The organism is Pseudomonas sp. BN505 (assembly GCF_029873175.1).
GTDB classification, from domain to species: Bacteria; Pseudomonadota; Gammaproteobacteria; order Pseudomonadales; family Pseudomonadaceae; genus Aquipseudomonas; species Aquipseudomonas putida.
In genome coordinates, this window is sequence record NZ_SSOI01000045.1 from 83,140 (window position 1) to 108,049 (window position 24,910).

25 protein-coding genes are annotated in these 24,910 nt (G+C 62.3%); 9 read left to right on the forward strand and 16 right to left on the reverse strand.

Going from position 1 to position 24,910, the window contains the following annotated elements; all coding sequences use genetic code 11:
- Positions 1–29 precede the first annotated feature (29 nt).
- Together E8E78_RS13585 and E8E78_RS13590 are read right to left on the reverse strand one after the other, a co-directional pair.
- Entirely contained in the window at positions 30–1,640 is a 1,611-nt protein-coding gene (locus E8E78_RS13585; protein WP_280313124.1) for an ATP-binding protein, read from the reverse strand.
- 234 nt (positions 1,641–1,874) lie between these two features.
- Positions 1,875–2,165, reverse strand: a complete 291-nt coding sequence (locus E8E78_RS13590; RefSeq protein ID WP_280313123.1) for a DUF3509 domain-containing protein — start codon at positions 2,163–2,165, stop codon at positions 1,875–1,877.
- Between the two features lie 142 nt (positions 2,166–2,307).
- Between E8E78_RS13590 and E8E78_RS13595 the strand changes: the two genes are divergently transcribed.
- Positions 2,308–4,230: a pilus assembly protein TadG-related protein gene (locus tag E8E78_RS13595; RefSeq protein WP_232861767.1), complete on the forward strand. Its 1,923-nt coding sequence runs from the start codon at positions 2,308–2,310 to the stop codon at positions 4,228–4,230.
- Here E8E78_RS13595 and E8E78_RS13600 read toward each other — a convergent pair.
- Both E8E78_RS13600 and E8E78_RS13605 read right to left on the reverse strand, forming a co-directional pair.
- Positions 4,215–6,860, reverse strand: a complete 2,646-nt coding sequence (locus tag E8E78_RS13600; RefSeq protein WP_280313120.1) for an ATP-binding protein — start codon at positions 6,858–6,860, stop codon at positions 4,215–4,217. The two genes, E8E78_RS13595 and E8E78_RS13600, sit on opposite strands and share 16 nt — an antisense overlap.
- Positions 6,857–7,300, reverse strand: a complete 444-nt coding sequence (locus E8E78_RS13605; RefSeq protein ID WP_041167554.1) for a TadE/TadG family type IV pilus assembly protein — start codon at positions 7,298–7,300, stop codon at positions 6,857–6,859. Before E8E78_RS13605 ends, E8E78_RS13600 begins: the two co-directional genes overlap by 4 nt.
- Positions 7,301–7,375: 75 nt before the next feature.
- Here E8E78_RS13605 and E8E78_RS13610 point away from each other — a divergent pair, with 75 nt between their 5' ends.
- Entirely contained in the window at positions 7,376–7,795 is a 420-nt protein-coding gene (locus E8E78_RS13610; protein WP_041167959.1) for an A24 family peptidase, read from the forward strand.
- A gap of 76 nt (positions 7,796–7,871) precedes the next feature.
- Here the strand turns inward: E8E78_RS13610 and E8E78_RS13615 are convergent, their stop codons facing one another.
- Genes E8E78_RS13615 through cpaB form a run of 8 tightly spaced genes read right to left on the reverse strand, consistent with a single transcriptional unit; the run spans position 7,872 to position 15,278 of the window.
- Positions 7,872–8,135, reverse strand: a complete 264-nt coding sequence (locus E8E78_RS13615; RefSeq protein ID WP_059395172.1) for a DUF3613 domain-containing protein — start codon at positions 8,133–8,135, stop codon at positions 7,872–7,874.
- A gap of 15 nt (positions 8,136–8,150) precedes the next feature.
- Positions 8,151–8,852 carry a tetratricopeptide repeat protein gene (locus E8E78_RS13620; protein ID WP_016497966.1) on the reverse strand — a complete coding sequence of 234 codons (702 nt, stop codon included), beginning with the start codon at positions 8,850–8,852 and terminating at the stop codon, positions 8,151–8,153.
- A gap of 10 nt (positions 8,853–8,862) precedes the next feature.
- On the reverse strand, positions 8,863–9,750 hold the full coding sequence (locus E8E78_RS13625; protein ID WP_049275428.1) for a type II secretion system F family protein: 888 nt from the start codon (positions 9,748–9,750) through the stop codon (positions 8,863–8,865).
- 2 nt (positions 9,751–9,752) lie between these two features.
- Positions 9,753–10,634 carry a type II secretion system F family protein gene (locus tag E8E78_RS13630; protein WP_274137680.1) on the reverse strand — a complete coding sequence of 294 codons (882 nt, stop codon included), beginning with the start codon at positions 10,632–10,634 and terminating at the stop codon, positions 9,753–9,755.
- A complete protein-coding gene (locus E8E78_RS13635) occupies positions 10,631–11,887 on the reverse strand; it encodes a CpaF family protein (protein WP_016497969.1) in 1,257 nt (418 codons plus the stop codon). The genes E8E78_RS13630 and E8E78_RS13635 overlap by 4 nt, the downstream gene beginning before the upstream one ends.
- Positions 11,884–13,074 carry a hypothetical protein gene (locus E8E78_RS13640; protein WP_016497970.1) on the reverse strand — a complete coding sequence of 397 codons (1,191 nt, stop codon included), beginning with the start codon at positions 13,072–13,074 and terminating at the stop codon, positions 11,884–11,886. Before E8E78_RS13640 ends, E8E78_RS13635 begins: the two co-directional genes overlap by 4 nt.
- Positions 13,071–14,309: a type II and III secretion system protein family protein gene (locus E8E78_RS13645; RefSeq protein WP_016497971.1), complete on the reverse strand. Its 1,239-nt coding sequence runs from the start codon at positions 14,307–14,309 to the stop codon at positions 13,071–13,073. Before E8E78_RS13645 ends, E8E78_RS13640 begins: the two co-directional genes overlap by 4 nt.
- Before the next feature lie 18 nt (positions 14,310–14,327).
- Entirely contained in the window at positions 14,328–15,278 is a 951-nt protein-coding gene (gene cpaB / locus E8E78_RS13650; RefSeq protein ID WP_280313113.1) for a Flp pilus assembly protein CpaB, read from the reverse strand.
- Positions 15,279–15,570: 292 nt separating this feature from the next.
- Here cpaB and E8E78_RS13655 point away from each other — a divergent pair, with 292 nt between their 5' ends.
- Positions 15,571–15,741, forward strand: coding sequence for a Flp family type IVb pilin (locus E8E78_RS13655; RefSeq protein ID WP_016497973.1), 171 nt, complete (start codon positions 15,571–15,573; stop codon positions 15,739–15,741).
- A 22-nt stretch (positions 15,742–15,763) separates the two neighbouring features.
- A complete protein-coding gene (locus E8E78_RS13660; RefSeq protein ID WP_016497974.1) occupies positions 15,764–16,171 on the forward strand; it encodes a response regulator in 408 nt (135 codons plus the stop codon).
- 65 nt (positions 16,172–16,236) lie between these two features.
- Here E8E78_RS13660 and E8E78_RS13665 read toward each other — a convergent pair whose 3' ends face one another.
- The 4 genes from E8E78_RS13665 to E8E78_RS13680 form a co-directional block, all read right to left on the reverse strand.
- Entirely contained in the window at positions 16,237–16,584 is a 348-nt protein-coding gene (locus tag E8E78_RS13665; RefSeq protein ID WP_016489041.1) for an HPF/RaiA family ribosome-associated protein, read from the reverse strand.
- Between the two features lie 281 nt (positions 16,585–16,865).
- Positions 16,866–19,190 (reverse strand): TonB-dependent Fe(3+) dicitrate receptor FecA, encoded by a 2,325-nt coding sequence (gene fecA, locus E8E78_RS13670; RefSeq protein ID WP_059395169.1) that lies wholly within the window; start codon positions 19,188–19,190, stop codon positions 16,866–16,868.
- A 192-nt stretch (positions 19,191–19,382) separates the two neighbouring features.
- Positions 19,383–20,309 carry a FecR family protein gene (locus E8E78_RS13675; RefSeq protein WP_016497976.1) on the reverse strand — a complete coding sequence of 309 codons (927 nt, stop codon included), beginning with the start codon at positions 20,307–20,309 and terminating at the stop codon, positions 19,383–19,385.
- A complete protein-coding gene (locus E8E78_RS13680; protein WP_280313111.1) occupies positions 20,306–20,851 on the reverse strand; it encodes a sigma-70 family RNA polymerase sigma factor in 546 nt (181 codons plus the stop codon). The genes E8E78_RS13675 and E8E78_RS13680 overlap by 4 nt, the downstream gene beginning before the upstream one ends.
- A gap of 131 nt (positions 20,852–20,982) precedes the next feature.
- Here E8E78_RS13680 and E8E78_RS13685 point away from each other — a divergent pair, with 131 nt between their 5' ends.
- The 5 genes from E8E78_RS13685 to E8E78_RS13705 are packed head-to-tail and all read left to right on the forward strand — an operon-like array spanning position 20,983 to position 24,742.
- Positions 20,983–21,288 (forward strand): DUF3649 domain-containing protein, encoded by a 306-nt coding sequence (locus E8E78_RS13685; RefSeq protein WP_016497978.1) that lies wholly within the window; start codon positions 20,983–20,985, stop codon positions 21,286–21,288.
- Complete coding sequence (locus E8E78_RS13690) at positions 21,285–22,859, forward strand: PepSY-associated TM helix domain-containing protein (protein WP_280313108.1); 1,575 nt, start codon at positions 21,285–21,287, stop codon at positions 22,857–22,859. Before E8E78_RS13685 ends, E8E78_RS13690 begins: the two co-directional genes overlap by 4 nt.
- On the forward strand, positions 22,859–23,185 hold the full coding sequence (locus tag E8E78_RS13695; RefSeq protein ID WP_280313107.1) for a DUF3325 domain-containing protein: 327 nt from the start codon (positions 22,859–22,861) through the stop codon (positions 23,183–23,185). The genes E8E78_RS13690 and E8E78_RS13695 overlap by 1 nt, the downstream gene beginning before the upstream one ends.
- 4 nt (positions 23,186–23,189) lie before the next feature.
- A complete protein-coding gene (locus E8E78_RS13700) occupies positions 23,190–23,765 on the forward strand; it encodes an RNA polymerase sigma factor (protein WP_059395166.1) in 576 nt (191 codons plus the stop codon).
- Complete coding sequence (locus E8E78_RS13705; RefSeq protein ID WP_280313106.1) at positions 23,762–24,742, forward strand: FecR family protein; 981 nt, start codon at positions 23,762–23,764, stop codon at positions 24,740–24,742. The genes E8E78_RS13700 and E8E78_RS13705 overlap by 4 nt, the downstream gene beginning before the upstream one ends.
- Positions 24,743–24,910 lie beyond the last annotated feature (168 nt).

Genomic DNA, 24,910 nt, shown 5'->3' on the forward strand with positions numbered 1-24,910 from the left:
GACTCGTTGTCGCGCCCGACCTAGATCTCTCAGATTTTAGGTACCAGGAAAATTGATTTTTCGAGATCCCTATATGTTTCGGAGTTTTCAGGGAGGCATTCTGCGATCTTAAGTTTGAAAACCTCCGGATTTATATTTGTTTTTATGCTGCAAATATTTCTGAAGTGGTTTGATAGTTCTTTTATGCTTTGATTTTGAATGTCCTCGACGAGGTGATCATAAGCTTCTTCATTAAAGTCGAGTTTGTTCTTCTTGCAGTAACTAATCAAGGCGTCTTTACTGAATAGGTAGTTCTCGATCTCCCAGCGATCAAGCATGCGGTGATGATCCGCGTTCATGTCAAGGTAAAGGAGTCTTTCCTCTGCAGATACACACCTGCCAGATCCAGAATCTCGATCTTTAAGTACCAATATCTCCAAGGTTGGTAAGGCCTTGGAAAGTATGGCAATCGCTATGTCACTTCTTTTGTCTAGCTCCGTATTTCCGCCGCTAGATACAAATAAGGTGTCAGGATACTTGCTGTTGAAAATTGAATTGTATGCCTGTGCATCCATGCCACGCTCTCTACCACCACTCCCCGGACTGTCGCGGCCTTCGCAGTACACTATACGCTTCGGACTTAGGAGATGAGTAAGGTCATCTAACGCGACCCCAAAAATCTTTCGCCACATAGCTGTGGTCTTGGGGGCTGCAGTAAGGGTTCTAGTTTCGGATGCTAGCCTGTAGTCATCATCGAAGTAGATTATTTGACATTCTTCTTTTAGCTCGTCTTGTAATGCTCGAATAAACCCGATGCTATGGGTTGTTAGCCAAAGTTGACAGTTATTTCCAATTAGCTTGTTTATTTCTTTAAGAAGGTTTTTTTGTATGGAGGTGTTGATATGAAGTTCAGGCTCGTCCAGAAGAAAAATTGTATTGTTATATTCTTCTTGTCTTAGATAGAGATCCAGGAGTATGTCGACAACTTCCTTTTCTCCCGATGAAAGGACGTTAAATGAAAAGGTGTTGGGGTGGTCGGGCTTTTTGAAGAATAATGTTCCTTGACTGCTTTCTATGTTGCCGATATTGTCGATTTCCAGATCTAAACAATTTTTTATTGAGTTGTTTAAATCCCCTATAATTTTTGCTTTGGCTTCGCTCGGCTTGCAATCTGCTTGATGCATAAAATTAGAAAATTTGATGTTTAGCCTTCTGTAATTTTCTTCCATTTTGTCGTCAAGGTCGGAAGCTGCGCTGGCTCCATAGTTATTTAAATATATCTCTGGAACTGCAATGCTTTGAGTGACGTTCAGGAGTGAGTTATATCTGTATGGGCTTCGGAAAGAGAAAAGAGTGTTTTCTTTACCTTTTCTCATTTCTCTTGTGGTCCAGTAGTCGCCCGAATCAAACTCAAGCTGAACGCTTTGATAGTTAAACGAAGGGTCGTTGTGCATGGAGTGGTAAAGGTGGTCTTTGCTACCTTTACTTCCTAAAGCACCATATGCAGTATGATGAAAGAGTATCCCATCTAAAATGCTGCTTTTACCACTTCCGTTTGCCCCAACTAGCGCCACGATCCTTGCCGGATTATCTCCCAAGTCAATTGTTAAATCATGGAAACGCTTATAGCCATTGAATAATCTTAATTTTTTTATACGCATCTTGATTTGAATCCTTTCCAAGTGTAGGCATGTTGGAAATTATCACAAAACAGAAGGTGTCAAAAGGCCATCGCTTAGATAACGATTTCACAATTGTGGGAGCGTAGTGGCGAAACCTCCAACTTCTACTTCCTGTAGTGCATGGTGAACACCGCGCTCGCGTGCCTTCTGTGGGTGTTCTCGACCAAGGTGCTGGATGCCAGCGGCAAGGAAGTGGAAGAGGCCAAGTAGCCCTCAGTTGGCAACGAAATCGCGCGGCTCGTGGCGGGCGTCACGGGTCAGCGCGGCCAGCACCTGCATGGGGTTCTGGCTGAGTTCGATGGCAAGGCCCAGGCGGATGCTGTCGATCACCCGTTGCAGGCGCACCGGGTCGTTGCGCTGGGCCTGGGTGATGAGGCGCTTGGCGACCACGCCGGCGTCGTCCGAGAGGGTCAGCATGATGCTGCCGTCGAGGTTGGCGATGCTCAGGTTGACCCGGTATTCGGGGGCGAATGCAGCACTGATTCGGTCGAAAGGGTTGTTCATGCCTGGGGCCCTGCGAAGAATGTCTGCAGAAGTTGACCGAGCACTGCCAGGTTGGTTCCTGGCAGGCAATTAGCCATTATCGCAACTACACTCCTTGAATCGCAGCCGCGACGCATGGCCAGTGGCCGGCAAAGGAGTGCCCGTGGTTCCCTCATCTGCTGCCCGTCAACGTGGCGCAATTGGCCTCATGGCGGTGATAACCCTGGGCCTTGCCCTGTTGTTCATGCTGGTGGTGATCGACAGCGGGCGCCTGTACCTGGAGCAGCGCAAGCTGCAGCGCATTGCCGACATGTCGGCGCTGGAGGCGGCAGGCCAGTTTGCCGTGTGCACCGGCAGCGGGCCCCAGGCCAACACGATTGCCCGCACCGCCGCCACCCGCAACGGCCACGCGGCCAGCAACCCGCTGACGGCCAGTTGCGGGTACTTGCAGACTGGCGCCAACAGCTTGCGCACCTTCACCAGTGACAACAATCGCAATGAAGCCATCCGCGTGGATGTGAGCAACACGGTGCCCACCAGTCTTGCGGCGGGGGTGTATAGCCTGGCGCAGGGCAGTGGTGTGCCGTTGACCACGACCTTGCAGGCGCATGCAGTGGCATCGTCGCCGCTGCCGCCGCAGGCGATGTTGAGTATTCGGACCACGCTGGCGACCGTCGATTCGCGGCAGTCGGTTTTCCTCAATGCCCTGCTCGGCGCCTTGGGGGGCGGCGCACAGCTTGATCTGGCGGGCTGGCAAGGGCTTGCTGCCACAGACATCAACTTGCTGAGTTACATTGACGCATTGATGATCGAACTGAAGCTGACTGCCGGTGATTACAAGCAATTGCTGACTGCCAATGCAACAGCTACACAACTGGTACAGGCTGCCATCAAGGTACTACAGCAAAGCGGGCCTGCCGCCAAGGTGTTGACTGACTTGGGCACTGTGGCGTTGGGTGTGGGCAATGGTACGCTTCTGCACTTGAACGAACTACTGAATATCCAGAACGGTACTGTCCAATCCGGGCTGGATGCCAACATCCAGTTACTGCAACTTGTGCAGGGGGTAATTCTCCTGGCACTTAACGAAAACGCAGTTTCTGTCGACTCAAACATTAGCGCGCTGGGGCTGGTAAATGGTCGACTGCGCTTGAAGATCATTGAGCCAATGCAGATTTCGGCTGTTGGTGATCCACGTACTGATGAATTACGTGTGCAAACGGCACAAGTACGAACGATGATTTCGTTGGATCTGCCGTTGCTCAGTACAGTCTTGGGATTGGCAAATGCGGTACTCAATCTTCTTTCACCCTTGACCAGTCTGGTCAATAGTTTGCTCAGCCTCGATTTGTCCTCTCTGCTTTGCCTGTCATGCACCCGCAGTGATATCCAGCTCGTTCCGGATGCTTTGAAGGTAGACATTGGCCTGATGGGCGGTGAAGCGACAGCACGCTTGAATCCGCAATCTTCAGACACGTTCAACTGCGCGCCCAAGCGTCTGACTGCTCAAACTCAAAGTTCTGCAGCCAAAATTGCGATAGGTCGTCTTGCCTCGCCGGACGACTTCTTCAACAAAGGTATCCTTGAGGTAAAAGCGCTGCCTTTGGTAGATATCGGTACAAAGAAGTGTGGTTTGCTGGGTTGCGATGCACGTGTTCCATTCGGTGGCGGTGGTCTGGGCCTTCGCGTCGATACCAAGGTTCTGGGTAGCGGTGCATCAGAGCGCCCGCTGGTCTTCCAAACGCCCTCCAGCACGCCGCCCAACATCGGCCAGGCTCCGTTCTTCCTGAAAACGAAGACAGCCAACGACAACGTCGTCGGCAGCCTCAGCGACACCCTGTCGGGCGTACATCTGGAAGCCTACAAACCCATCGGTAACAGCGGTCTTGGCGCAGTATTGGTGATCGTCACCAGCGTACTCAACGAGATATCGGGCATCGTTAATTCCCTGATCAAAAACCTGCTCAGTCCGTTGCTCGATCCAATAATAAACGTGCTGCTGAAAGTATTGGGCATCGACCTGGTCAACGCCGAAGTCGGCGCCAACCTCAGTTGCTCTGGCGGCCGCGCTCAGCTGGCACTGTAAAGCGGCAACCACACCCGCAAGCACGCACCTTCGTTGCAGTTGTGCGCTTCCAGCCGGCCGCCCATTGCTTCGACGATGCTGTGGCTGACCGACAAACCGAGGCCGGTGCCCATGCCGGCGGGCTTGGTGGTGAAGAACGGTTCGAAGATGCGCTCGAGCAGGCGCGGGTCGATGCCGCCGCCGTTATCTTCCACCAGCAGGCACAGTTGCCCTTCCTCGACGCGCTGGCTCACACTGATCCGCGGCTTGGCAACCCGCCGTTCGAGCAGCGCATCACGGGCATTGACCAGCAGGTTGATCAGCACCTGTTCGAGCTGGTCCTCATGGCCCAGTACTTCCGGGCACAGGTCGGGCTCTTCGATGTGCAATGCCACGCCTTTGCCGGTCAACCCTTCCGCCAGCAACCCCAGCGCACCGTGCACTGCTACCCACGCCGCGAACACATGCTGTTCGACCTCGGAGCGGCGCCCATAGGTGCGCAGGTGCTCCACCAGGTGCGCCACGCGCTCCACCTGGGCGTCGATGCGTTGCAGCTTGCCCGTCACGTACTCGGCATCGACCTCACCGCTTTCCAGGCGCTTGAGGGTATTGACCAGCGCCAGGCGCATGGTGCTCAACGGCTGGTTGATTTCATGCACCAGGCCCGTTGCCAATTCGCCCAAGGTGGCCATCTTGGCCCCTTGCAGCAGTTGCTGCTGGCTGTGGCGTACCTCGGTATTGTCGCGCCCCACCGCCTGCACTTCCTGCAACTGGCCGTGCTCATCGAACAGGCCACGCTCGGCCCACACCCACCAGGCTGTTCTGCGCCCGGGCAGTTGCAGGCAGATTTCGGCACTGGCCAAGGGCTGCGCCGGCGTCAACCGCGCCAGGCGCTGGAGAAAGGCCGCACGTTGGCTGTCGGATAGCCACTGACCAAGGTTCATGCCCGTCAATTGTTGTGGTGCGCACTCCAGCTGTTCGGCTAGCGGGTGGTTGCCAAACAGCAGTTCGAGGTCTGGGCGGTAGCGGCAGATCATGGCCGGCGAGTCTTCTACCAGCACGCGGTAGCGCTCCTCGCTCTGGCGCACTTGCTCGGCCGCCTCGGTCGCTTCGCTGACGTCCAGCCACAGGCCGACTGCCTCGACAGGCTGGCCCAGGTCGTCACGCAGCAGGCGGGCTTCGTCCAGTATCCAGTGGTAGCGGCCAAGGTGGTCGCGCAGGCGGTAGCGGCTGCGGACCTGGCCGTCGCGCAACAGCGTGCGGGTGCGTTCCAGCCACAACCAGCGGTCGTCGGGGTGCAGCGTCTGGCCTGGCTGGCGGGCCTGTTCGCTGTCCGGCTCCCAGCCCAGCACTGGCGTCAGGCTGGCGCTGAAGAATTCACTGTGCAGTGCGCCTTCGGCATAGCGCTGGACGTAAATCACTGCGGGCGAGCTGGCGATCAGGTTTTCCAGCCGCGCGCGTGCGGCGCCGGCCTGCAGCTCCTGGGCCTTCAGCGCGCTGATATCGAGCAGAAATCCTTGGACCTGACGGCCTTGCAACTGGCCTACCCACTGCAGCCAGCGCGGGCTTGCCAGGCTGTTGGCTGGCAGAAGGCGCAGGCTCAGGTTCAAGGCAATGCCTTCGCGCAGTTGCTCCAGCGCCATGCGTGCGGCTTCGCGGTCGGCCGGGTGCAAGCGCCCCAACCATTGCTCGGCGGTGGCTTCCGGCGGTAAGCCCAGGCGCAAGGCCAGGGCCGGGTCAAACTGCAGCGGGCCCTGCAGGGGCCATGACCACCAGCCAGCGCCCAGCTGCTGTTGCAGTTCATCCAGGTGACGTGAGCGTTGCCGCAACTGCTGCTGACGCAGGCGAGTGAGCAGGGGCTCGATCAGCGCCTGCAGCAAGGCAGCGACCGTTTCGCTGGTCGGCGGCCGTGGCGCGCCCGCGCACAGCAACCAGGCCTGCACGGTATGGCCGTGCAGGTAGGGCACGGCCAACAATGGCAAACCGGCGCACGATGGCTGCAACAGCGGGTTTCCAGCAGCTATTTCGCGGCCCCGTGGCGGTAGTGTTTGCAGCCAGGGGCGCAAGCGCTCGTCCTCGGCCCAGGGCCAGTCGTTGTCGCTGCAGGTGTAGGTGTACCAGCCGCTATCGCCCGGCAGCATCAGGCGCACAGAGCCGGCATGCCAGTGCTCGGCCAGTTGCTGCAGTTGTTCGGTGGCTGTCAGCAGCAGGCGTTCTTCGTCGCAGTCGCGCAGGCTGCGGCCAAGCTCCGTTGCCAGCTTCTGCTGGGTGAGGCGATGGCCGTGCTGCTCGCGTTCGCCCAGCAGGTCACCGATATCGAACATCTGCAGCAGCCAGCCATCGGCCTGTCGCTGAAGCCAGCCACGGGTGTGCAGGGCAGGGCCGTGCACGGTCGCAAAATCAAGGTCCAGCGGTTGCCCCAGCCAGTCGGCGGGGGGGCCTTCAAGTACCAGCCAGCTTTGCCGTTGTAGGTAGTCATGCACACGCGGGGCGCTGTGTGAGTTTGCAGGCAGCACCGTGCGCAAGGGCCCGGCCAGGCGCAGCACATGCCCTTGGTCATCCAGCCAGAGTTGCAGGCCCACCGCTTGCGGGGCAGGCTCGGGCTGCGCGGTGGCCGGGCCGCCCAGCCAGCGATCGAACAGGCCGCTCATAGCTGCAAGCTCGCTTCGGCCCGCAGGCGATCGGGCAGGCGCGGCACTTCACCGATCAGCGGCAGGACCAGCATCGGCAGCACGTTGGTCAGTTTCGTTTTGGGGTAATTGATGGTCACGGTCAGCAATTTGTTGGCGCCCAGGGTTACCTGCGCGTCACTGGCGGGCTGGAAGTTGAACGCGGCGGGCATCCACTGCAACTGTTGGCCGATGACCTGGTGGGCCAGGTTCTGCACATCGGTGGTGTAGCTGGCGCTGTTCGGGTCCAGGGCCACGCAGCGCCGCACGGCCTCGGCGCTGGCCTGGTTGAATGACTGCAGCATCAGCATGGGCAAGGTGTAGCTGACCAGGCCGTAGAACACCGCGAAAAAAATCATGAATACGGCCGCGAACTCAATGGCCGCTGCGCCGTTTTGCCGTTTTGCCGGGCCTGCTTTCATGATTGCGTCTACCCTGACCATGAATCCTGAGTAACAGCATAGAACCGATCGACGAACAGGGATGGCCAATTGCCTATACACAGCCTTGCAGTGCTTGTCTGGCTTGCATTGTGCGCCGGTCAGGATGCCCGGGAGCGGCAGATTTCCAATGTCCTTACGCTCGGTGTTGCCGCCTGTGCGCTGGCCTGGTTGCTGGCCACCGGGCACAGCTGGCTAGGTGCCAAGGGCAGCGATGCGGCACTGGCTTTCGTCATCGTTTTGCTACTGACGCTGCCTGGCTACATGCTCGGCCAGTTCGGGGCTGGGGACGTCAAGCTGCTTGGCGCGCTGGCGCTGGCTACCAGCGTGGACCACGTTCTCGGTACCTTCATTGGTGCCGGAGTGGCACTGGTGGCATGGCAGATGATGCGGCGCAGGGCACGCCAGCCGGGGGAGAAGAGGCCGTTTGCGCCTTTTTTGCTGGCCGGTTTTGCCGTTTCGCTTGCCTGGCTTTGAGTATCGCGTCGCCTGTTAGATCGAGCGCCGCGCGGGCGGCGCTCGATCTAACAGGCGACGCAAAAATACCCGCGAACTAATTATTCCGCTCTGTCATCTTGGTCCAGCGGTAGAAGTCGGGGATTTCGTACTTGTAGGTATCCAGCCAGCGCTGCATGGACTGGTCACGCTCCCGCGCGGTTTGCACCTGCAGGCGCGTGGATGCCTGCTCGCCGCTGGACTGCACGCGCAACAGCCGTTCGGTGGCCGTTTCGTCCGCAGGGGCATGGCGCGGGTATTCCTCGGCCATCAACGTCGCGCTGGCTACGCAGCAGGCCAGTAGCATCACGTATCTGATCATGATCACCTCCGCGTATCAATTGACCATCATGTCCGGGGCCCTGGCCGATGCAATCGGGCCTCGGCCGCCGGCCTTGATCTTGCCGGCCCGCGCCTGGGCTTCGGCAAATTGCCCGGCTTTGAGCTGCAGCCGGCCGACCAGGTCGGTGGCCTGCTGCCAGTTGTCCTGCACCAGCGCCAAGGTCACCAGGTTGACCGCAGACAGCGTGTTGTCGTCCTTCAGTTCGATTGCCGTCAGCAACTCGAAGCGCGCCTGGTCATAGCGCCCCAGGTTCATCAGCACCACGCCAAGGTCGTTGCGCACCCGCTCGTCGGTAGGCGCAAGCCGTACGGCGCGTTGCAGGTTTTGCAGGGCCTGTACGTCGTCACCGCGGGCCGATGCCAGTTGGCCCAGGCCGTGCTCGCCTTCGGCAGCCAGGCAACCGCCGAGCAGGCTGCGGTACAAGGGCTCGGCCTCGCTGAGGCCAAGCAGCCGTGACACCTTGGCCTTGCGCAGGCGCACCTGGTCGAAGGTGTCCGGCAGTTGCTGCAGATGGGCAAGGCTGGCGTGCGGGCGCCCGTCGTTGAGCATTTCGTCTGCCAGGTTCAGTGCCAGTTGCTGGTCGGCGTCCGGCTTGCTGCAACTGGCGGTGGCGAACAACTGGCGCAGGCCTTCGGGCTGTTGCCCGGCGCATCCGGTCAGCAACACCAGGCTTGCGCACAACAGGATTGTCTTCATCAATCAGTCCTCATGGGCTCAACGCCCGCGCCAATGCAGAAAAGCCTGGCCCGGCAAGGACAATGAGCAAGGCCGGAAACAGGAACACCATCATCACTGCCGACATCTTTGCCGACATCATCGATACCCGTTCTTGCAGACGGGTCAGGCGACGGTCGTCGAGCAGCGCCTTCAGTGCCTGCAACGACTTCATTGCGCCGCTGCCCTGTGTCAGCAACTGGCGCAGGATGACGCAGGTATCGGTGAACTCATCCACAGCCAGCAACTGGGCGACCTTTTCCAGCTCCGGGCCGAGCGCCATGCCCGAATCCACCCGCTGCAGCACCTGGCGCAGCTCTGCGCTGATGTGCGGGATCAGCGTCCGGCCTTCGTGGCTCAGCACGCGCAGGGCCTGTTCAACGGCCAGGCCCGTCTCGAAGAGAATCCGCAGCAAGGGGATCATCAGGCTGACCTCTTCTGCGATGCGCCGCTGGCGACGGGCCGCAGCCACGGCCAACAGGCGTTTGGGCAACAGGTAACCGACGCCCAGTGCGCACAATGGCCAGACCATCCAGCCGGCCGCGGCGCTGCCCTTGAACCCCTGTTGCAACAACAGCGTCAGCGCCACGGCCAGCAGCGGCAGGCCCAGCTGAACAGCGGCAAACAGGGCGCGCTGGCGGCTGCGGCGCCAGCCGATCCGCTCAAGCAGGGCCTGGCTTTCGCCGTCGAATTTCTGTAGCCGCTGCCCCCACACGCTGTTGCCCAGCCACTGCAGCCAGTCGCCCAGGCGTTCGTCGCGGGTCAGTCGCCCTTGCAGACGTCGGGTCACCAGTACCCGCGCTCGCCATTGGCGAATAACCTGTAGACCAAACAGGCTGGCGGCGATGAACAGGCACAGGGCGCAGATCAGCAAGGCCATGATCACAGGCTCCTCATCATTCGCCACAGCACCAGGCAACCGAGCACCTGCAGGGCAAAGGCCAGCAACAGCATCATCTGGCCGCTGCTGTCGCGCCACATGGCCAACAGGTAATGCGGGTTGGCCATCATGAAGTAGCCGACCATGGCCAGCGGTAACGACCCGAGAATGATCGCGGTAATGCGGGTTTCGCCGGTCATCGCCTTGAGCTGACGCGCCCCTTGTTCACGCTCGCGGATCAGCTTGATCAGGTTTTCCATCAGTTCGCTGGCATTGCCGCCGTAGCGCTGGTTGATGCGCAAGCCGAGGGCGAACAGCCGCAGTTCGTCCTGCTGGTGCAGTTCGGCCAGCTCGCTCACGGCATCCTCCAGCGCCACGCCCAACTGTACGTTGCGCCGCACCCGCGCCATGGCGGAGCGCAGGGGGTCGCGGCTGCTGTCGATGCCGCCCAGCACCGCGTCATTGAGGGTGCGGCCGGCCTTCAGGCTGCGAACGCTGTAGTCCAGCAGGCTGGGCAACTGGTCGACGATTTGCCGCATCTGCCGGCGGCTTTGCCAGCTCAGGGTCAGGTACGCCAGTGTCGGCAGGCCGATCAGCAGCATCAAGGCGGCCACCCAGCCGGCAACGATCAGCGCCAGCAGCACCACGGCCAGCCACGCCAGTAACCAGCGTTGTGGCTCAAAGTCGATAGCCCCCAAACCGGCGCGTTGCAGCAGGGCGTCGAGCCATTCGCGCCGGGCGGTGCCATTGCGCACAATGCTGAACGCCCGCCCCAAGCGTTGCAGGATGCGCTCTTCGTGCCGCTTGTACAGGCCACGGCGCAGCAGCAGCAAGGCCACGCCCAGCAGCAGCGGGGACAGTGCCAGCAGCACGGGGCCGGTCACAGCAGCCCCTCTGCGTGCAGCTTGCTGCCTGCCGGGTTGGGGGCTTCGCGCAGAAAGGTATCGCCGCCACGACGATCGAGGCGGAACAGGGTGTTGGTCACGTACACCTCATCGCGCACGCCGACCACTTCCAGCACCTCGCTGACGCAGCGTCGGCCATCGGGCAGGCGGGTCAGCTGGATCACCACATCCAGCGCCGCGCAAACCATTTGCCGCATGGTCTTTTCGGCAATCTGCCGGCCGCTCAGGCCGACCAGGGTTTCCAGGCGCAGCAGCGCATCCTGGGCGGTGTTGGCGTGCACCGTGCTCATCGAGCCATCGTGGCCGGTGTTCATTGCGGTGAGCACGTCGAGCACTTCGCTGCCGCGTATCTCACCCAGGATGATGCGGTCGGGCCGCATGCGCAGGGCGTTGCGGATCAGTTCGCTGGCTTTGACTTCGCCATGCCCTTCGGCATTTGGCGGGCGGGTTTCCAGGCGCACCACGTGGGGATGGTGCAAATTCAGTTCGGCGACGTCTTCGATGGTCACCAGGCGTTCGCGAGGCGCGATCATCTGGCTGAGGATGTTCAGCAAGGTGGTCTTGCCGGTGCCGGTACCGCCGCTGACCAGAATGTTGCAACGTTTGCCCACGGCGCGCTCGAAGAAGTCGAAGATGTGCTGGTCGATGGCGCGGGTGGCCAGCAGGTCGGCACTCTTGAGCATGTCCTGGCGGAACTTGCGGATCGACAGGCACGGGCCGTCCAGTGCTACAGGCGGAATGATCGCATTCACCCGGCTGCCATCGGGCATGCGTGCGTCGACCATTGGCGAGGATTCATCCAGGCGCCGGCCAAGCGGGGCGAGGATGCGCTGCATCACACGCTCCACATGGTGGGCGTCGATAAAGCGCAGGTCGGTTTGCTGCAACAGGCCCGCCCGTTCGACGAACACCCGGTGCGGCCCGTTGACCAGGATTTCCGTGACGGTGGGGTCACGCAGCAACACTTCCAGCGGGCCGAAACCGGTCAGCTCATCCACCAGCTCTTCGGCCAGGCGCTCCATTTCGTAGCGCGACATGGCCAGGCGTAGCCGCGCGACGTAATCGCCCACCTGCTCCAGCACGAACTGGGTCAGCGCTGGCCGGGCGCCTTCGAGCAGGTTGCGGCCGCTGTCCTCGATGGCGTCGATGGCAAAGCGGTGCAGTGCACGCTTTAGCGCGTAGGGGTCGCCGGAGGCGTGTTGCGGGCCACCAAAGGGTTGGTCATTGCTCATTTGCTCCCCCAAAGCCGACGCAGCCAGGTGAAGGCGGGTGGTGCGAGGTTTTCCGAGCGCCGTGCCAGGCGTTCGCCCAGGCTACGCAGGGCTTGAGTGAGGTTTTCACGCGGGGCCAGTTCGAACAGGCTCAGGCCTTGGTTTTTCACGTTCAGGCGCACTTCCGGGCTGTAGGGGATGGCCTTGAGCAAGGGCAGCCCGTAGCGTTTGGCCAGGGTATCGGCGTCGGGTGCAACGTTGTTCAGATAACGGTCCACCAACAGGCTGGCGTGCTCCAGCTTCATGCCGTGGTCACGCCACAGGTCGAGCACTTCAAGGTTGCGCCGGCAGTCGAGGATGTTCTGGTCGGTGTAGACGATCAGTTTGTCGCAATGGCTCACCAACGTGCGCAGGGCTTCGCTGTCGGCATGCCCGGTCAGGTTCACGACGATGTGCTGGAAATGCTGGCGCAGGGCGCTCAACAGCATGTACAGCTCGGCGGCGCTGGTCTGCTGCAGCGGGTCGTCGGCCTCGGCGTAGGTCAGCAGGCGCAAGCCTTTCTTGTCGCGCGTGAATGCGCTGTCGATCAGTGTGGTGTCGAGGCGGCGCAAGTGGCGCAGGGCGTCGCCGAAGAAGAACGACGCTTCCAGGCCGAGCAGTGCCAGGCTGTCGCCACGCGGCAGGCCCAGGTCCAGCAACAGGGTTTGCTGGCCGCTCTCCTGCACCACCCGGGCCAGGTGGGTAGTGAGCAATGCCCCGTCGGCACTGCTTTGTACGCCGAACAGCACCGTCAGCCCGCCGAGGGCGGGGTTGCTGGCCACCGCCGGCATGCGCTTGCCCAGGCGGCGCACCAGCCCGGCCACTTCGCTTGCGCGCGAGCCATAGGCGACGAAGTCGCGGGCGCCAGCGCGCATGGCGTGCAGCACCAGTTGGTTGTCCATGCCATCGCCGAGGGCGACGATCGCCAGCATCGGCTTGGCCTCCAGCACCCCCTCGATCAAGGCGCACTGGCTGACCAGTTGTTCGCGGTCCAGGCCGATGAACATCAGGTTGCTGAAGGTGGCGTTAACCAGCGCCAGCAGCTCGTCGAGGCTGCCGGCGCTGGCACCGATCACCTGGCCTTGCGGCGCCAGTGCGCCTTGCAGCCAGTGCAGGTCCTCCTCGTTGCGGGTGATGGCGAGGAAGGTGGGGTTCAGGCTCTCGTTCATTGGGATAACCCGCCTTGGCCATCGAAGTTGCCGTTCTCCAGGAAGAACAAGCGCCCCCAGCTAGGGTCGTAGGTGCGCAGGTTCTCGCCCGGCAGTTGCGGCAGCCGGGCGTTGGCGGCCAGCGGCTGGACCAGGTGCGGGGTGACGATCATCAGCAGTTCGGTTTCTTCGCGGCGCATGGCCGAGTTGCGGAAGAACGCGCCCAGTACCGGCAGGCTACCCAGGCCAGGCAGGCGGTCTACGGCGGAACGGGTGTTGTTGCTGACCAGGCCGCTGATGATGAAGCTCTCGCCATCGGCCAGGGCAATGCTGGTGTCGGTGCGCCTTACCGTCAAACCCGGCACCTGCGTGCCGGCGATGGTCACCACGTTGCTGTAGTCCAGCTCGCTGACTTCCGGCGCCACCTTGAGGGTGATCCTGCCTTGGCTGATGACGGTCGGTGTCAGCGCCAGGCGTACGCCAAATTCCTTGTATTCGATCGACACGTTGTCGCTGCCCGCGCTGGGCACCGGGATCGGGATTTCGCCGCCCGCCAGGAAGCTTGCTGTCTGGCCGCTGAGCACGGTCAGGCTCGGGCGGGCCAGGGTGTAGGCGAAGCCGCTGTTTTCCAGGGCGTTGATCATGGCCAGGAAGCGGCTGCTGCCGCCGCCCCAGACGATGTTGAAGACGGTGTCGTCGAGGGGGATCGACGGGGTTACGTTGGGGACCGAACCGGGGCTGACGGACGTGCCGGGCACGGTGCCCGGCGAGCCGATCAGGCTATTGTTGGAGCCTTTGAAGAACAATCGTGCACCGGCCTCCTTGTATTTGGTGCGGCGTACTTCCACGAAGCGGATGTCGGCCTGCACCTGGCTTATCAGTTGCGCATCCTGCGACGGCAAAAAACTGTCTTCGGCCATGTCGGCACTGGCCCGGCCTTTGACGAATACCATGGCCCGGTGCGGTGACGGGGCGCATGCCGTCCACAGCATCAGGGTGGTATTGCCTTGGCCCACCGCGGTAATTACCACGCCGCGCTCGCCGCTGGCCTGCACATCGGCCACCTTCGGCTCACCCACGGCAACCCGGCTGATCGCCAGCGGCAGGCGTAGTTCCTGCTGCAGGCCCTGGTCTATCTCGATGACCGAAGGCAGCTGACTGATCGCTTCGCAGCCTTTGCCCGCCGCCTGCGCCTGGGGCAACAGCGCGGCCAGCAGCCCGGTACAACATGCTTGTCTCAAAAAGGAACTACGCATCGCTGCATCCTTGCCGGGTCAGGGGGTTTTATTCGTATCGTCAGCCTGTGCGCCACGGATGATGTGCATGGCGGGTGTGGGGTTACGGGTCGCCAGGCTGGCAGCGTTGACCACCGGCGACTGGGACAGCTGGCTGAAGCGGTAGAGTTCGCGGTTGGCGGCTTCTACCTGCGGTTTGACATCGGGTTCGTTCCAGTACCGAGCCAGGCGTTGTTCATCGGCACTGCGCACGGCCAGGCGCAACGTGCCGGCCTGGGCAGCCAGCATCAAGCGGCTGGCGAAGGCCTCGGGTACTGCCAGCGCTACCGTGCGGGTGCCGTTGCCGCTCATGCTGGCCAGTTCGCGCCGGGCCTTTTGCTCTTCGGCGGTCTGCGCCGGGCGGCCATCGTTGGCCAGGCCCGTCTGCTCGCCGACGCTGAGCACGCGCAAGGCCGGCAGCACCACCTGGGCGGAGGACTGAGGGTTGTTGGGCTCTTCACGCAGGAACAGCAACACATCCACGTAGTCACCCGGGCGCACTTGGCCGGCGGCACCGACCACTTCGTCCACACCGACAGCCACGGCGCGCTCGTTGGCGCGGATCATCCGCGCCAGCGGGCCGCCGGCCTGGAAGCTGGACTCATCCAGCCAGGTGCCCGCGGCAAGTGGCCTGGCGCTGGTTCGCCCGATCACCTGGGCGGTTTGCTGGTAGGCCCCGGCGGGGGCTACCTGCAGGCGCTCGATCAGCACATCGTCTTCAGTGATCGGCGTATTGGCGGGCAGTGCCTTGCGCAGGACGACGACGGCTGTACGCAGTGGCTCCGGTGGAGCGGCGGGGGGTGGGGCGACGGCGACAACCGGTTGTTCGCCCGCAGGGGTAACCGGTGCAGGCACAGCAGCAGGGCGGCTGAGCACAATGCCCCAGTAGCCTGCCAGCAGCGCTGCCAGCAGGAAGAATGCCGCCAGTATCAGGGTCAAGCGACTACTCATCCCGGCCTCCCTGCACGCGTCGACTGATGGCAAAAAGTCACTATTTCGCTATAGGACGGTAGCCCAGCCATCACCATTTGCCATGAGCCAAGGCGGTTTTTTTAGGGATTGTGAGTAAGTCGAGGAAATACAGCGGGTTAGCAAATTTACGGGTGTTAATTCTCGGGAATTAATACTTTGTAATTAATCCTTTAATACATTTGCAGACCTCTCCAGCTTGACGATGCTGATGGCAAATAGGTGTCACTTTGATACCGCCATCGCCGGCATGCATGCCGCAAGGAGCTGAGCCATGAAACTGTTCATTTTGCACTGCATGAACTTCCTGCATCGCAAGGACGGAGCATCCGGTATCGAATACGCGGTCATCGCGACGATGGTTGCAGTAGTGTTGGCCGCATTCGTCGGGGACATCTCCACGGCCGTCAACGCCACCTTCACCACGATCAAAAATGCCCTTTGACCATTGAACAGGAGCCCACGCCATGCAGAACGCCTCCTCGCGCCAGCAGATCCTTTTGGTGGATGACGAGCAGGACGTTCTGCTGGAGCTGGCCGAACTTTTAGAGAACGAAGGCTTCGCCTGCCTGACCGCGACATCGGTACAGGCTGCCTTGCAACAGCTTACCCGTCATCCGGACGTTGCCCTGGTGATCACCGACCTGCGTATGCCCGAGGAAAGCGGCATCGGTTTGATCAGGCGCATGCGCGAGCATACGGCCCGGCTGCACCTGCCGGTGATTGTCATGTCCGGGCAGGCCGACCTGGATGATGTCAGCGAACTGCTGCACCTGCAGGTGGTGGACTTTTTCCGCAAGCCGCTTTATCACAAGCGTTTGCTGACAACCCTGGAGAACCTGTTCCCCGTGCCAAGGCTGAGGGTAGTGAATTGAGGGAGCCCTTGAATGGCCTTAAATAAAAACGCCCGGCACTTGGCCGGGCGTTTTCATTGCTGGGGTCAGGCGTCCGGGTCGCTCAGTTCCAGGGCGCCGCGCTTGCTGCGCAGCTTGCCGTAGAAGTGTTCGAGCGCGTGGTTGAGCTTGGTGGCGGCACCGTCGACTGCCTGGTCTACAGAAGTGGCAGTATGGGTCACGGAAATCGGTTGGTGGCCTTTGGGGCGAGCCTCCATCTGGCAGCGTTTGTCATGCGGTCCGGGCTTGGCGCCGTTCTCGTCGCGCAGGTGAACCTCGATGCGGGTGAGGTCTTCTTCGTAACGTTCCAGAGAGCTCTGCAGGGTACTGCGGACCCACTGATCGAGACGGGCGTTGCTTTCGAAATGGTTGCTGCTGTTGACCTGGATTTGCATGATTCAATCCTTATTCAGCTTGCTCGCATGGAGACGCGCCTAGGCCCTTGAGACCCTTGGAATTTCTGCGCCTCTTGACTCTAAGGTCAGGCAACCGCGGACCGAATTCAAGCCCTTTTTGAAAATAAATTTCTTGTTGCAAATCCATCGATGCCTGGCGGGGTTCTGTAGGAGCAGCCTTGTGCTGCGAAAGGGCCGGCATGCCTTCAACAGATGTTTTGTCTGTGCCGGCCTCTTCGCAGCGCAAGGCTGCTCCTACAGAGGGCAGGGCTGCATGGCAGTCAGAACTCCACTGACGTCTGCACATACAGCGTTCGCGGCTCACCCACGTACTTGCCCTTGTTGTTGTCATCGTAGGAGCGCGTGTAGTACTCGCGGTTGAACAGGTTCTTCACGCCCACCGCCACCTTCAGGTTCGACAGCTGCGCGCCAAAATCGTATCCGGCGCGGGTGCTGACCAGCATGTAACCCGGAATGCGCCCGGTGCTGCCATCGGCGCTTTCGGTGCCGGTGTTGGCGTTGTCGGCGTACTGGCTGCTCTGGAAGCTGCCGTCCAGGTTCAGCTGCCAAGGGCCATCGGTGTAGCCCACGCCCAGGTTGCCCTTGTGCCGCGACGAGAACGGCACCTGGTTCCCTTTGTTCGGCCCGTCCTCGCGGATGGTGGCGTCAACGAACGCATAGCTGGCGTGCACATCGAAGCCGGCCAGGGCCGGGCTCAGGCCATCCAGCGCATAGCGGACGCTGGTTTCGATACCCTGGTGACGGGTTTCGCCGCGGGCGATTACCGAGTCGTTGGTCTGGTTGCTTTCGTACTGGTTGTCGAAGTTGATCAGGAACGCGCCAATCTCGGCCTGCAGGTCGCCGTTGTCGTAGCGGGTGCCGACTTCCCAGGTGCGTGCCTTCTCCGGTTTTACCTCGCCGCTGCTGACGCGGTTGGGCATCTGGCTGTACTGCACGCTGCCGAACGAGCCCTCGGTGTTGGCGTACAGGTTCCAGCTGTCGGTCAGGTGGTACATCACGTTGAGCGCCGGCAGCGCGGTGTTGTAGCTGCCCTGGTAGCGCTGGCCGTTGAGCTTGTTGCTCTGCTCGGAGTCGATCATCTCGTAGCGCACGCCCGGGGTGATGGTCCAGCGGCCGATGTCAATGCGGTCATCCAGGTAGATGGCGTGGGCTTCGGTGCTACCACGGGTGTCGCGGTCGTTGCGGCTGGCAGTGGTCGGCAGGTTGCCGTTCACCGGCTCGCGGAAGCGCAGTTCGTGGCCGGCTTCGTTGACATACCGATAGCCAACGCCCAGTTCGTGCCAGCTATCGCCCAGCGCCAGGCCCTGCGAGAAGCGGGTTTCGATGCCGCGCACCCAGTACTCGCGTGGCGACAGCGAAACGAAGCTGCCCTGGTCCAGGTAGCCGCTGCGCAGGGTCTTGGTGAAGAAGCTGTTGACGCTGAACTGGCGGTCGTCCTGCTTGTAGTCGTAGCCGAAGTTGAACAGCGTGCGGCGGCCCCAGAACTTGTCCTTCAGGCGCGTCGACTGGTACGGGTCGGCAGCGAAGTCGGCGGTGCTCAGGCCACCGGGCATGTCGGCCTCGCCCTCGTAGTACTGGGCCATGGCGTGCAGGCTGTTGGCTTCATCCAGTTGCAGCTTGCCCTTGATGATCAGGTCGTCGATCTGCGTGTCGCTGTGTTCCCGCCAGTCGCCACCACGGGTGCCGGAGTACAGCAGTGCGCCGCCCAGGCCGTTGTCGTTGGTACCGCCGACCAGCAGGTTGGCGCTGTTCTTGAAGCCGTCGTGGCTGGAGGAGGGACTGATCTGGTTTTGCATGGCGGCCTTGAAGGTGGCCTGCTCGGGGATCGCCCGGGTGACGAAGTTGACGATGCCGCCGACGTTCTGCGGGCCGTAGCGCACCGCGCCGCCACCGCGCACCACATCCACGGCGTCCATGTTGCCCATGCTCAGCGGTGCCAGCGACAGCTGCGGCTGGCCATACGGGGCGAACGGCACCGGGATGCCATCCATCAGCACGGTCGAACGCGACGCCAGGCGCGGGTTGAGGCCGCGAATGCCGAAGTTGAGCGCCAGGTCGTGGCTGCCGGTGCCGTTGTTGTCGGGGGCATTCACCCCGGGGATGCGGTTGAGCACTTCGCGGGCGGTGGTCGCGCCGCTGCGCTCGAACTCTTCACGGCGTACCACGTCGCGGGCGCCTGGGTGCTCGAACACATTGTCCTGCTGCGCTTCTGCCAGCCAGTCGCCGACCACGGTGGAAGCGCCGAGCTCGACCGGGGCGCCAGCAACGGGGCTACCGATTGGCTGCAAGCTGAAGGCATTGTCGGTTTCCTGCCGCACCTGCAGGCCGCTGCCGCGCAGCAACGCGTCGAGGCCTTGGCGCACAGCGTACTGGCCGTCCAGCCCCTGGGTGCTGATGCCTTGGGTCAGTTGCGAGCCGAACGAAATCAACGCACCGCTTTCGCGGCCAAACTGGTTGAGTGCGTCTTCAAGCGAGCCGGCGGCGATATGGTAGCTGCGGGTTTCGGCTTGGGCGGCGGGCATGGCCAGGCCGAGCGTGGTGGTGAGCAGCAGGGCGTGGAGGAGGGGGCTGGGGCGCAACGGCATGGGTCGGGTCCTGAGAGAGGGGGTCTGCCATGTCTGTCACGCAAGGTTGGGAAAATGGCTCACTTGATTGAAAATAATTTCCCTGTACCGGCCTCATCGCCGGCAAGCCAGCTCCCACGGGGAATGCACATGACGTAAGGCCTATGCGCTCAAGGTGGGAGCTGGCTTGCCGGCGAAGAGGCCAGGCCTGCTTTAGCTCATTGTTGGCTCCACCGTCACCCAGTACCGGGTGAACCGTCGCACCCGCACTGGCAGTGCTACCTCCAGCATTTGCAGGATGCGCTCACTGTCATCCAGCGGATACGACCCGGAGATGCGCAAGTCGGCGACCCGCTCGCTGCACCCCAGCTGCCCGTGGCGATAGCGCCCAAGCTCTGCCAGGAAATCCGCCAGGCGCATCTGCGAGGCCACCAGCATGCCGTCGACCCAGGCGCCCACATTGCGGTCGAGCGCAGAAGTCGACCGCCAGGCACCCGTGAAGCGTGCCTGCTGCCCAGCCAGTAACGGTTGCCCTGCAACGCTGGCCACCCCCTCGAATACCGACACCAGGCTGTAGCCATCGAACTGGCGTACATTGAAGCGCCCGCTGTCCAGGCGTAAGGCCCCTTCGCCGGTGCGCAGCAGCAACGGCCGGGCATCGCTGGCCACCTGTAGCGCCAGTTCGCCCTCGAACAACCGCACCCGGCGCTGTTGCCCGTCGAAGCGCACGTCGGCGGCACTGCGGGTGTTAAGTTGCAGCACGCTGCCATCTTCCAGGCCCATGCGCCGGCGCTGCCCCACCGGGCTGCGGTAGTCGGCCATCAGGCCGGGCATCGGGTTGTGCTGTTGCAGCCCCAGACCGGTGGCACTGGCCACTCCCACCAGCAGCAATGCCTTGAGCGCGCGTCGCCGGGCGGGCGAGTGGGGGGCTTGCAGTGTGGCGTGCACCACCGGCGAGGGCACCCCATGCAGGCGCTGGTTTACCTGCTGGATATGGGCCCAGGCACGCTGGTGCTCCTGGTCGGCCCGCAGCCAGTGTTCCAGCGCCAACCGCTGCGCCTGGTCAAAATCATCGCCTTGGGACTCGATCAACCATTGCACGGCCTGCTCCGCCACCTGTGGGGAAAACGCGGCGTTCATTGGGCGAAGTAGCAGCGCATGGCCGCCTTGGTCAGATAGCGCTTGACCGTGGCCAGCGAGATGCCCAGTTCACGCGCAATTTCACCCTGGCCAAGGCCATCGACCTGGGCCAGCAGGAAGGCGCGTTTGACCAGTGACGGCAAACCGTCCAGCAGGCGGTCCAGCTCAAGCAGGGTCTCCAGGATGATCGCCTTCTGCTCCTCGCACGGTGCTACTTCTTCTGGCACCTGTGCCAGTGCTTGCAGGTAGGCACGCTCCAGTTCCTGGCGGCGAAAGTGGTTGCACAGCACGCGCTTGGCTACCGTTGCAAGGAACGCACGTGGCTCGACCAACTGTGGCGCCTCGCGGGCCTGCAGCAGGCGCAGGTAGGTGTCCTGGGCCAGGTCGGCGGCACTCTGCGGGCAGCCCAGGCGGCGGCGCAACCAGCTAGTGAGCCAGTTGTGATGAGCGTGGTAGAGGCCTTCGACCGTGGATGTGAGCGCGCTGGGCACCGTGATACTCCGGCGCCGGGTAGCGCAACTGGTAGTAAGAATTGTTCTCATTGTATTGCAGGGCAGAATGCTCGGCAATCTCCACCGGCGATTGGGCAGGACAGGCAACACATCGCTAACTCTTTGCCTATGAGAATTGAAATCATTATTATTGCAGCCCCAAAAACGCCCGGACCTTCGCCATGACGCGCAAAACCGCCGGCCTCTCGCTCAGCTATCGGCTGGCCGTTGCCTCACGCAGCCTGGCCGCGCTGTTGGGCGGCTACCTGCTGGCGTCCATGGCCAGCGTCTGCATTGCCTTGGTGGCGCCACTGCCTAAGGTCGACGCCACGCTGACTGGCCTGCTGTTGTCGTTCGTCTTCTACCTGCTGGCATTCATCTGGTGCTTCGCCTGTCGCAGCGCCTGGCGTGCCTGGCTGGGCGTGTTGGCGCCGAGCCTGTTGCTGGGCATGATCAGCGGCGTTGCCTACTGGATGAAAAACCCATGAAAGAAGGCTTCCGCCAGGCGATGGCCTGGCTGCACACCTGGATCGGCCTGATCTTTGGCTGGCTGTTGTTTGCCATCTTCCTCACCGGCACGCTGTCGTACTTCAAGGATGAAATCACCCACTGGGCTCAGCCCGAAGTGCGCCGTCATACCCTGGACCCGGCCCTTAGCCTGGACAAGGCCCAGCAATACCTGCAGGACAATGCCGGGCATTCCGCTTCCTGGTTCATCGACATGCCCAACGAGCGTGAGGCGGCCCTGAGCGTGGGCTATCGCGACCCCAACGGCGGGCCGCGTGGCTTCGTCAACAAAACCCTCGACACGCAGACCGGCCTGCCGGTGGAAGCACGCGACAGCCGGGGGGGCGAGTTCTTCTACCGGTTCCACTTCCAGCTGCAGATGCCGCACCCGTTTGGCCGCTGGCTGTCGACCTTCTGCGCCTTCATCATGCTGCTGGGGCTGGTTACCGGCATCATCACCCACAAGAAGATCTTCAAGGAGTTCTTCACCTTCCGCCCCGGCAAGGGCCAGCGCTCCTGGCTGGACGGCCACAACGCCATCGGCGTGCTGGTGCTGCCCTTCCACCTGATGATCAGTTACAGCAGCCTGGTGCTGTTCATGTACATGGTGATGCCGGCGGGCATCATGGCCAGCTATGGCAATGACACGGGCAAGTACTTCAACGACCTGTTCGGCCGCGACGATTCGCCCAAAGCGGCCCAGGTGGCCACGCCGCTGGTTGCGCTGCCAACCCTGTACGCCAAGGTCCAGGAACTGCAACCGGGCGCGCGTATCGGCTTCATCCAGGTGCAGAACCCCGGCGACAGCAATGCCCGCGTCACCTTCACCCAGTCGGCTGCCGACCACGTGGCTTATCGGCGCAGTGCCAACTGGACGTTCGACGGCGCCAGTGGTGCGCTGCTGAGCCAGGGCAAGCCAGAGAGCGGGGCGATGATGACTGCCTTCAGTTTTGCCGGGCTGCACATGGGCAATTTCGCCGGGCCCTGGCTGCGCTGGCTGTATTTCTTCTTTGGCGTCGCCGGCACTGCGGTGATCGGCACCGGGCTGGTGATGTGGCTGGGTAAGCGCCAGCTCAAGCATGCCAAGAGCGCGCACATGCCGGGTGAGTTGCGCCTGGTCGAGGTGCTCAATATCGCCAGCATGAGCGGCCTGCTGCTGGCGGTGGCGGGCTTCTTCTGGGCCAACCGCCTGATCCCGGTGGGCGTCGAGGGCCGCGCCGGCTGGGAGGTCAATGCCTTCTTCATCGCCTGGGGCTTGTCACTGGTGCATGCCGTGCTGCGCAGCGGGCGCCGGGCCTGGGGGGAGCAACTGGCGCTGGGGGCGCTGGCCTTTGCCCTGCTGCCGCTGCTCAATGGCTTGAGCACCGACCGGGGTTTGAACCATTCGTTGCAGGCGGGTGACTGGGCCATGGCCGGCTTCGACCTGACGGCCCTGGGTACTGGCCTGTTCCTGGCCTGGCTGGCCGGCAAGATGTTGCGCAGCCCCAAACCGGTTGCCAAGCGGCCACGCGCGGCAAAAAAAGCGGGCACTGAAACGGCACAGGTGAGCTGATGCTGGGTAACGCACTGATTGCATTCGCAGGTTTTGTCGCCCTGTGCCTGGCCATGGAAAAGCACTTCAGCGATTTGCTCGGGCGCAAGCCGCGCCCCGGGCAGTTACAGCAGTTGCGCGTTGCCGGCTGGCTGCTGCTGCTGCTATCGCTGATCCTCAGCGTGCACCTGCGTGGCTGGGCCCATGGCCTGGTGGAATGGACGGCAGTGATGATGGCCGGGGTGACCGTGTGGGTGTTCGGCCTGCCGTACCAGCCACGTCTGCTGCTGGGCCTGGCCGCCGCCAGCGTGGTGCTGGGCCCGTTGCTGGCCGTGTTTGCCGTGTGAACCTGTGAGCGAGCAGGGGGATATCATCGAGCCCGAAGCCGACAGCAGTGGCGGGCGCGCACGTTTCGTGCAGGTGTTTCTGGCCCAACGGGCGCGCATGGAGGCGCTGGTCAGCCGGCGCGTTGGCTGCCGCGCCACGGCTTCAGACCTGGTACAGGAACTGTTCCTGCGTTTCTGGCGCCGCCCCGAGGTCAAGGTCGAGGCGCTGGACACCTACCTGTTGCGCTGTGCCGGCAACCTGGCCATCGACCACCTGCGCAGTGAAGGCAGCCGCGAACGCGTGGCAGAAGCCGCTTTGCCCATGGACGAGGCGGCCATGGCTCAGGCGCCGGAGCAGGCGCTGGAGGTCGACCACGACCTGCAGCGCATCGAAGCTGCCTTGCGCGCCTTGCCCGAGCGCACCCGGCAGATCTTTCTGCTCAACCGCATCCACGGCTGCAAGTACGGCGAAATTGCCAAGGCCATGCAGCTGTCCCAGAGCGCCGTGGAAAAGCATATGATGCGCGCCCTTGAAGCGTGCAAGGCGAGTGTTGCCGAGCCCGCGTCCACCCCACGCCGGCCAGGGAGTGCCCGTCGATGAGCCGTTTGCCCCCGATCACCGAGGCGCAGTCCCAGGCCGCCCTGCAATGGCTCAGCCGCATCAATGAGCAGCCCGCGCAAGCCGAAGGGGCTGCGTTCAAGCGCTGGTTGCTAGCCGACCCCGTGCACCGTGACGCCTACCAACAGGCCCAGGCGCTGTGGCAGAAAAGCGCCGCCCCGGCGGCGCGCCTGGCGGACGAAGAACAGGACGCCCTGCAGCGCTACCTGGACGCCATGGCCAAGCCGCCGACCCGCGGGCCGTGGCGGCAGGTGGCAGCACTGGCGATGGCGGCCTGCCTGGTGCTGGCCGTGGGCTTTGCCGGTGGCTGGCACCCGGCGTACTGGTTGCAGGACCTGCAGGCCGACTACAGCAGTGCCGGGCTGGTTCGCCAGGTGACTTTGGCCGACCAGTCGCAGGTGACGCTTGATGCCGGCAGCGCCATTGCGGTCGATTTTGCCCAGGGAGAGCGCCGTGTGCGGTTGTTGCATGGCGCAGCGTTCTTCGAGGTCACGCATACCGGCGAGCCGTTCCTGGTCGAAGCCGGCGGTGGCGAAGTACGGGTGCTCGGCACTCAGTTCGAGGTGCGTGAGCAAGGCGACGGCGCCCAGGTGACGGTGCGCAGCGGGCGTGTGGGCGTGAGCCCTGCGCAAGGCACTCTGGCGCGTGAGCTGACGGCCAACCAGCAGGTGGCCTACAGCGCAGGCTGGGTAGGCGACACCCTGGCGGTGGACAGTGAAAACCGCCTGGCCTGGCGCCAGGGGTGGCTGAACTATTACCAGGTGCCGCTGGCGCAGGTGGTCGAAGACCTTGGGCGCTATTACCCGGGGCGCATCCTGTTGCTGGATGGCGAACTGGGGCAGCGCAAGGTCAGCGGCAGCTTCCCGGTGACCGAGCCGCTGCTGGCGCTTGATTCGCTGGGCAAAGTGATGGGTTTTTCGCGGCAGACCGTGTTGGGGCGTTTGACCCTGGTTCGGTAACCGCCTGTACCGGCCTCTTCGCAGCACAAGGCTGCTCCTACAGGGGCCATGCAATACCTGTAGGAGCAGCCTTGTGCTGCGAAGAGGCCGGCACAGGAAAAATAATTTCAATCAACGGGTGAGGTAACAGGACGTGGCATCCGTGTAATGAGTGAAAGTGCGATTCAT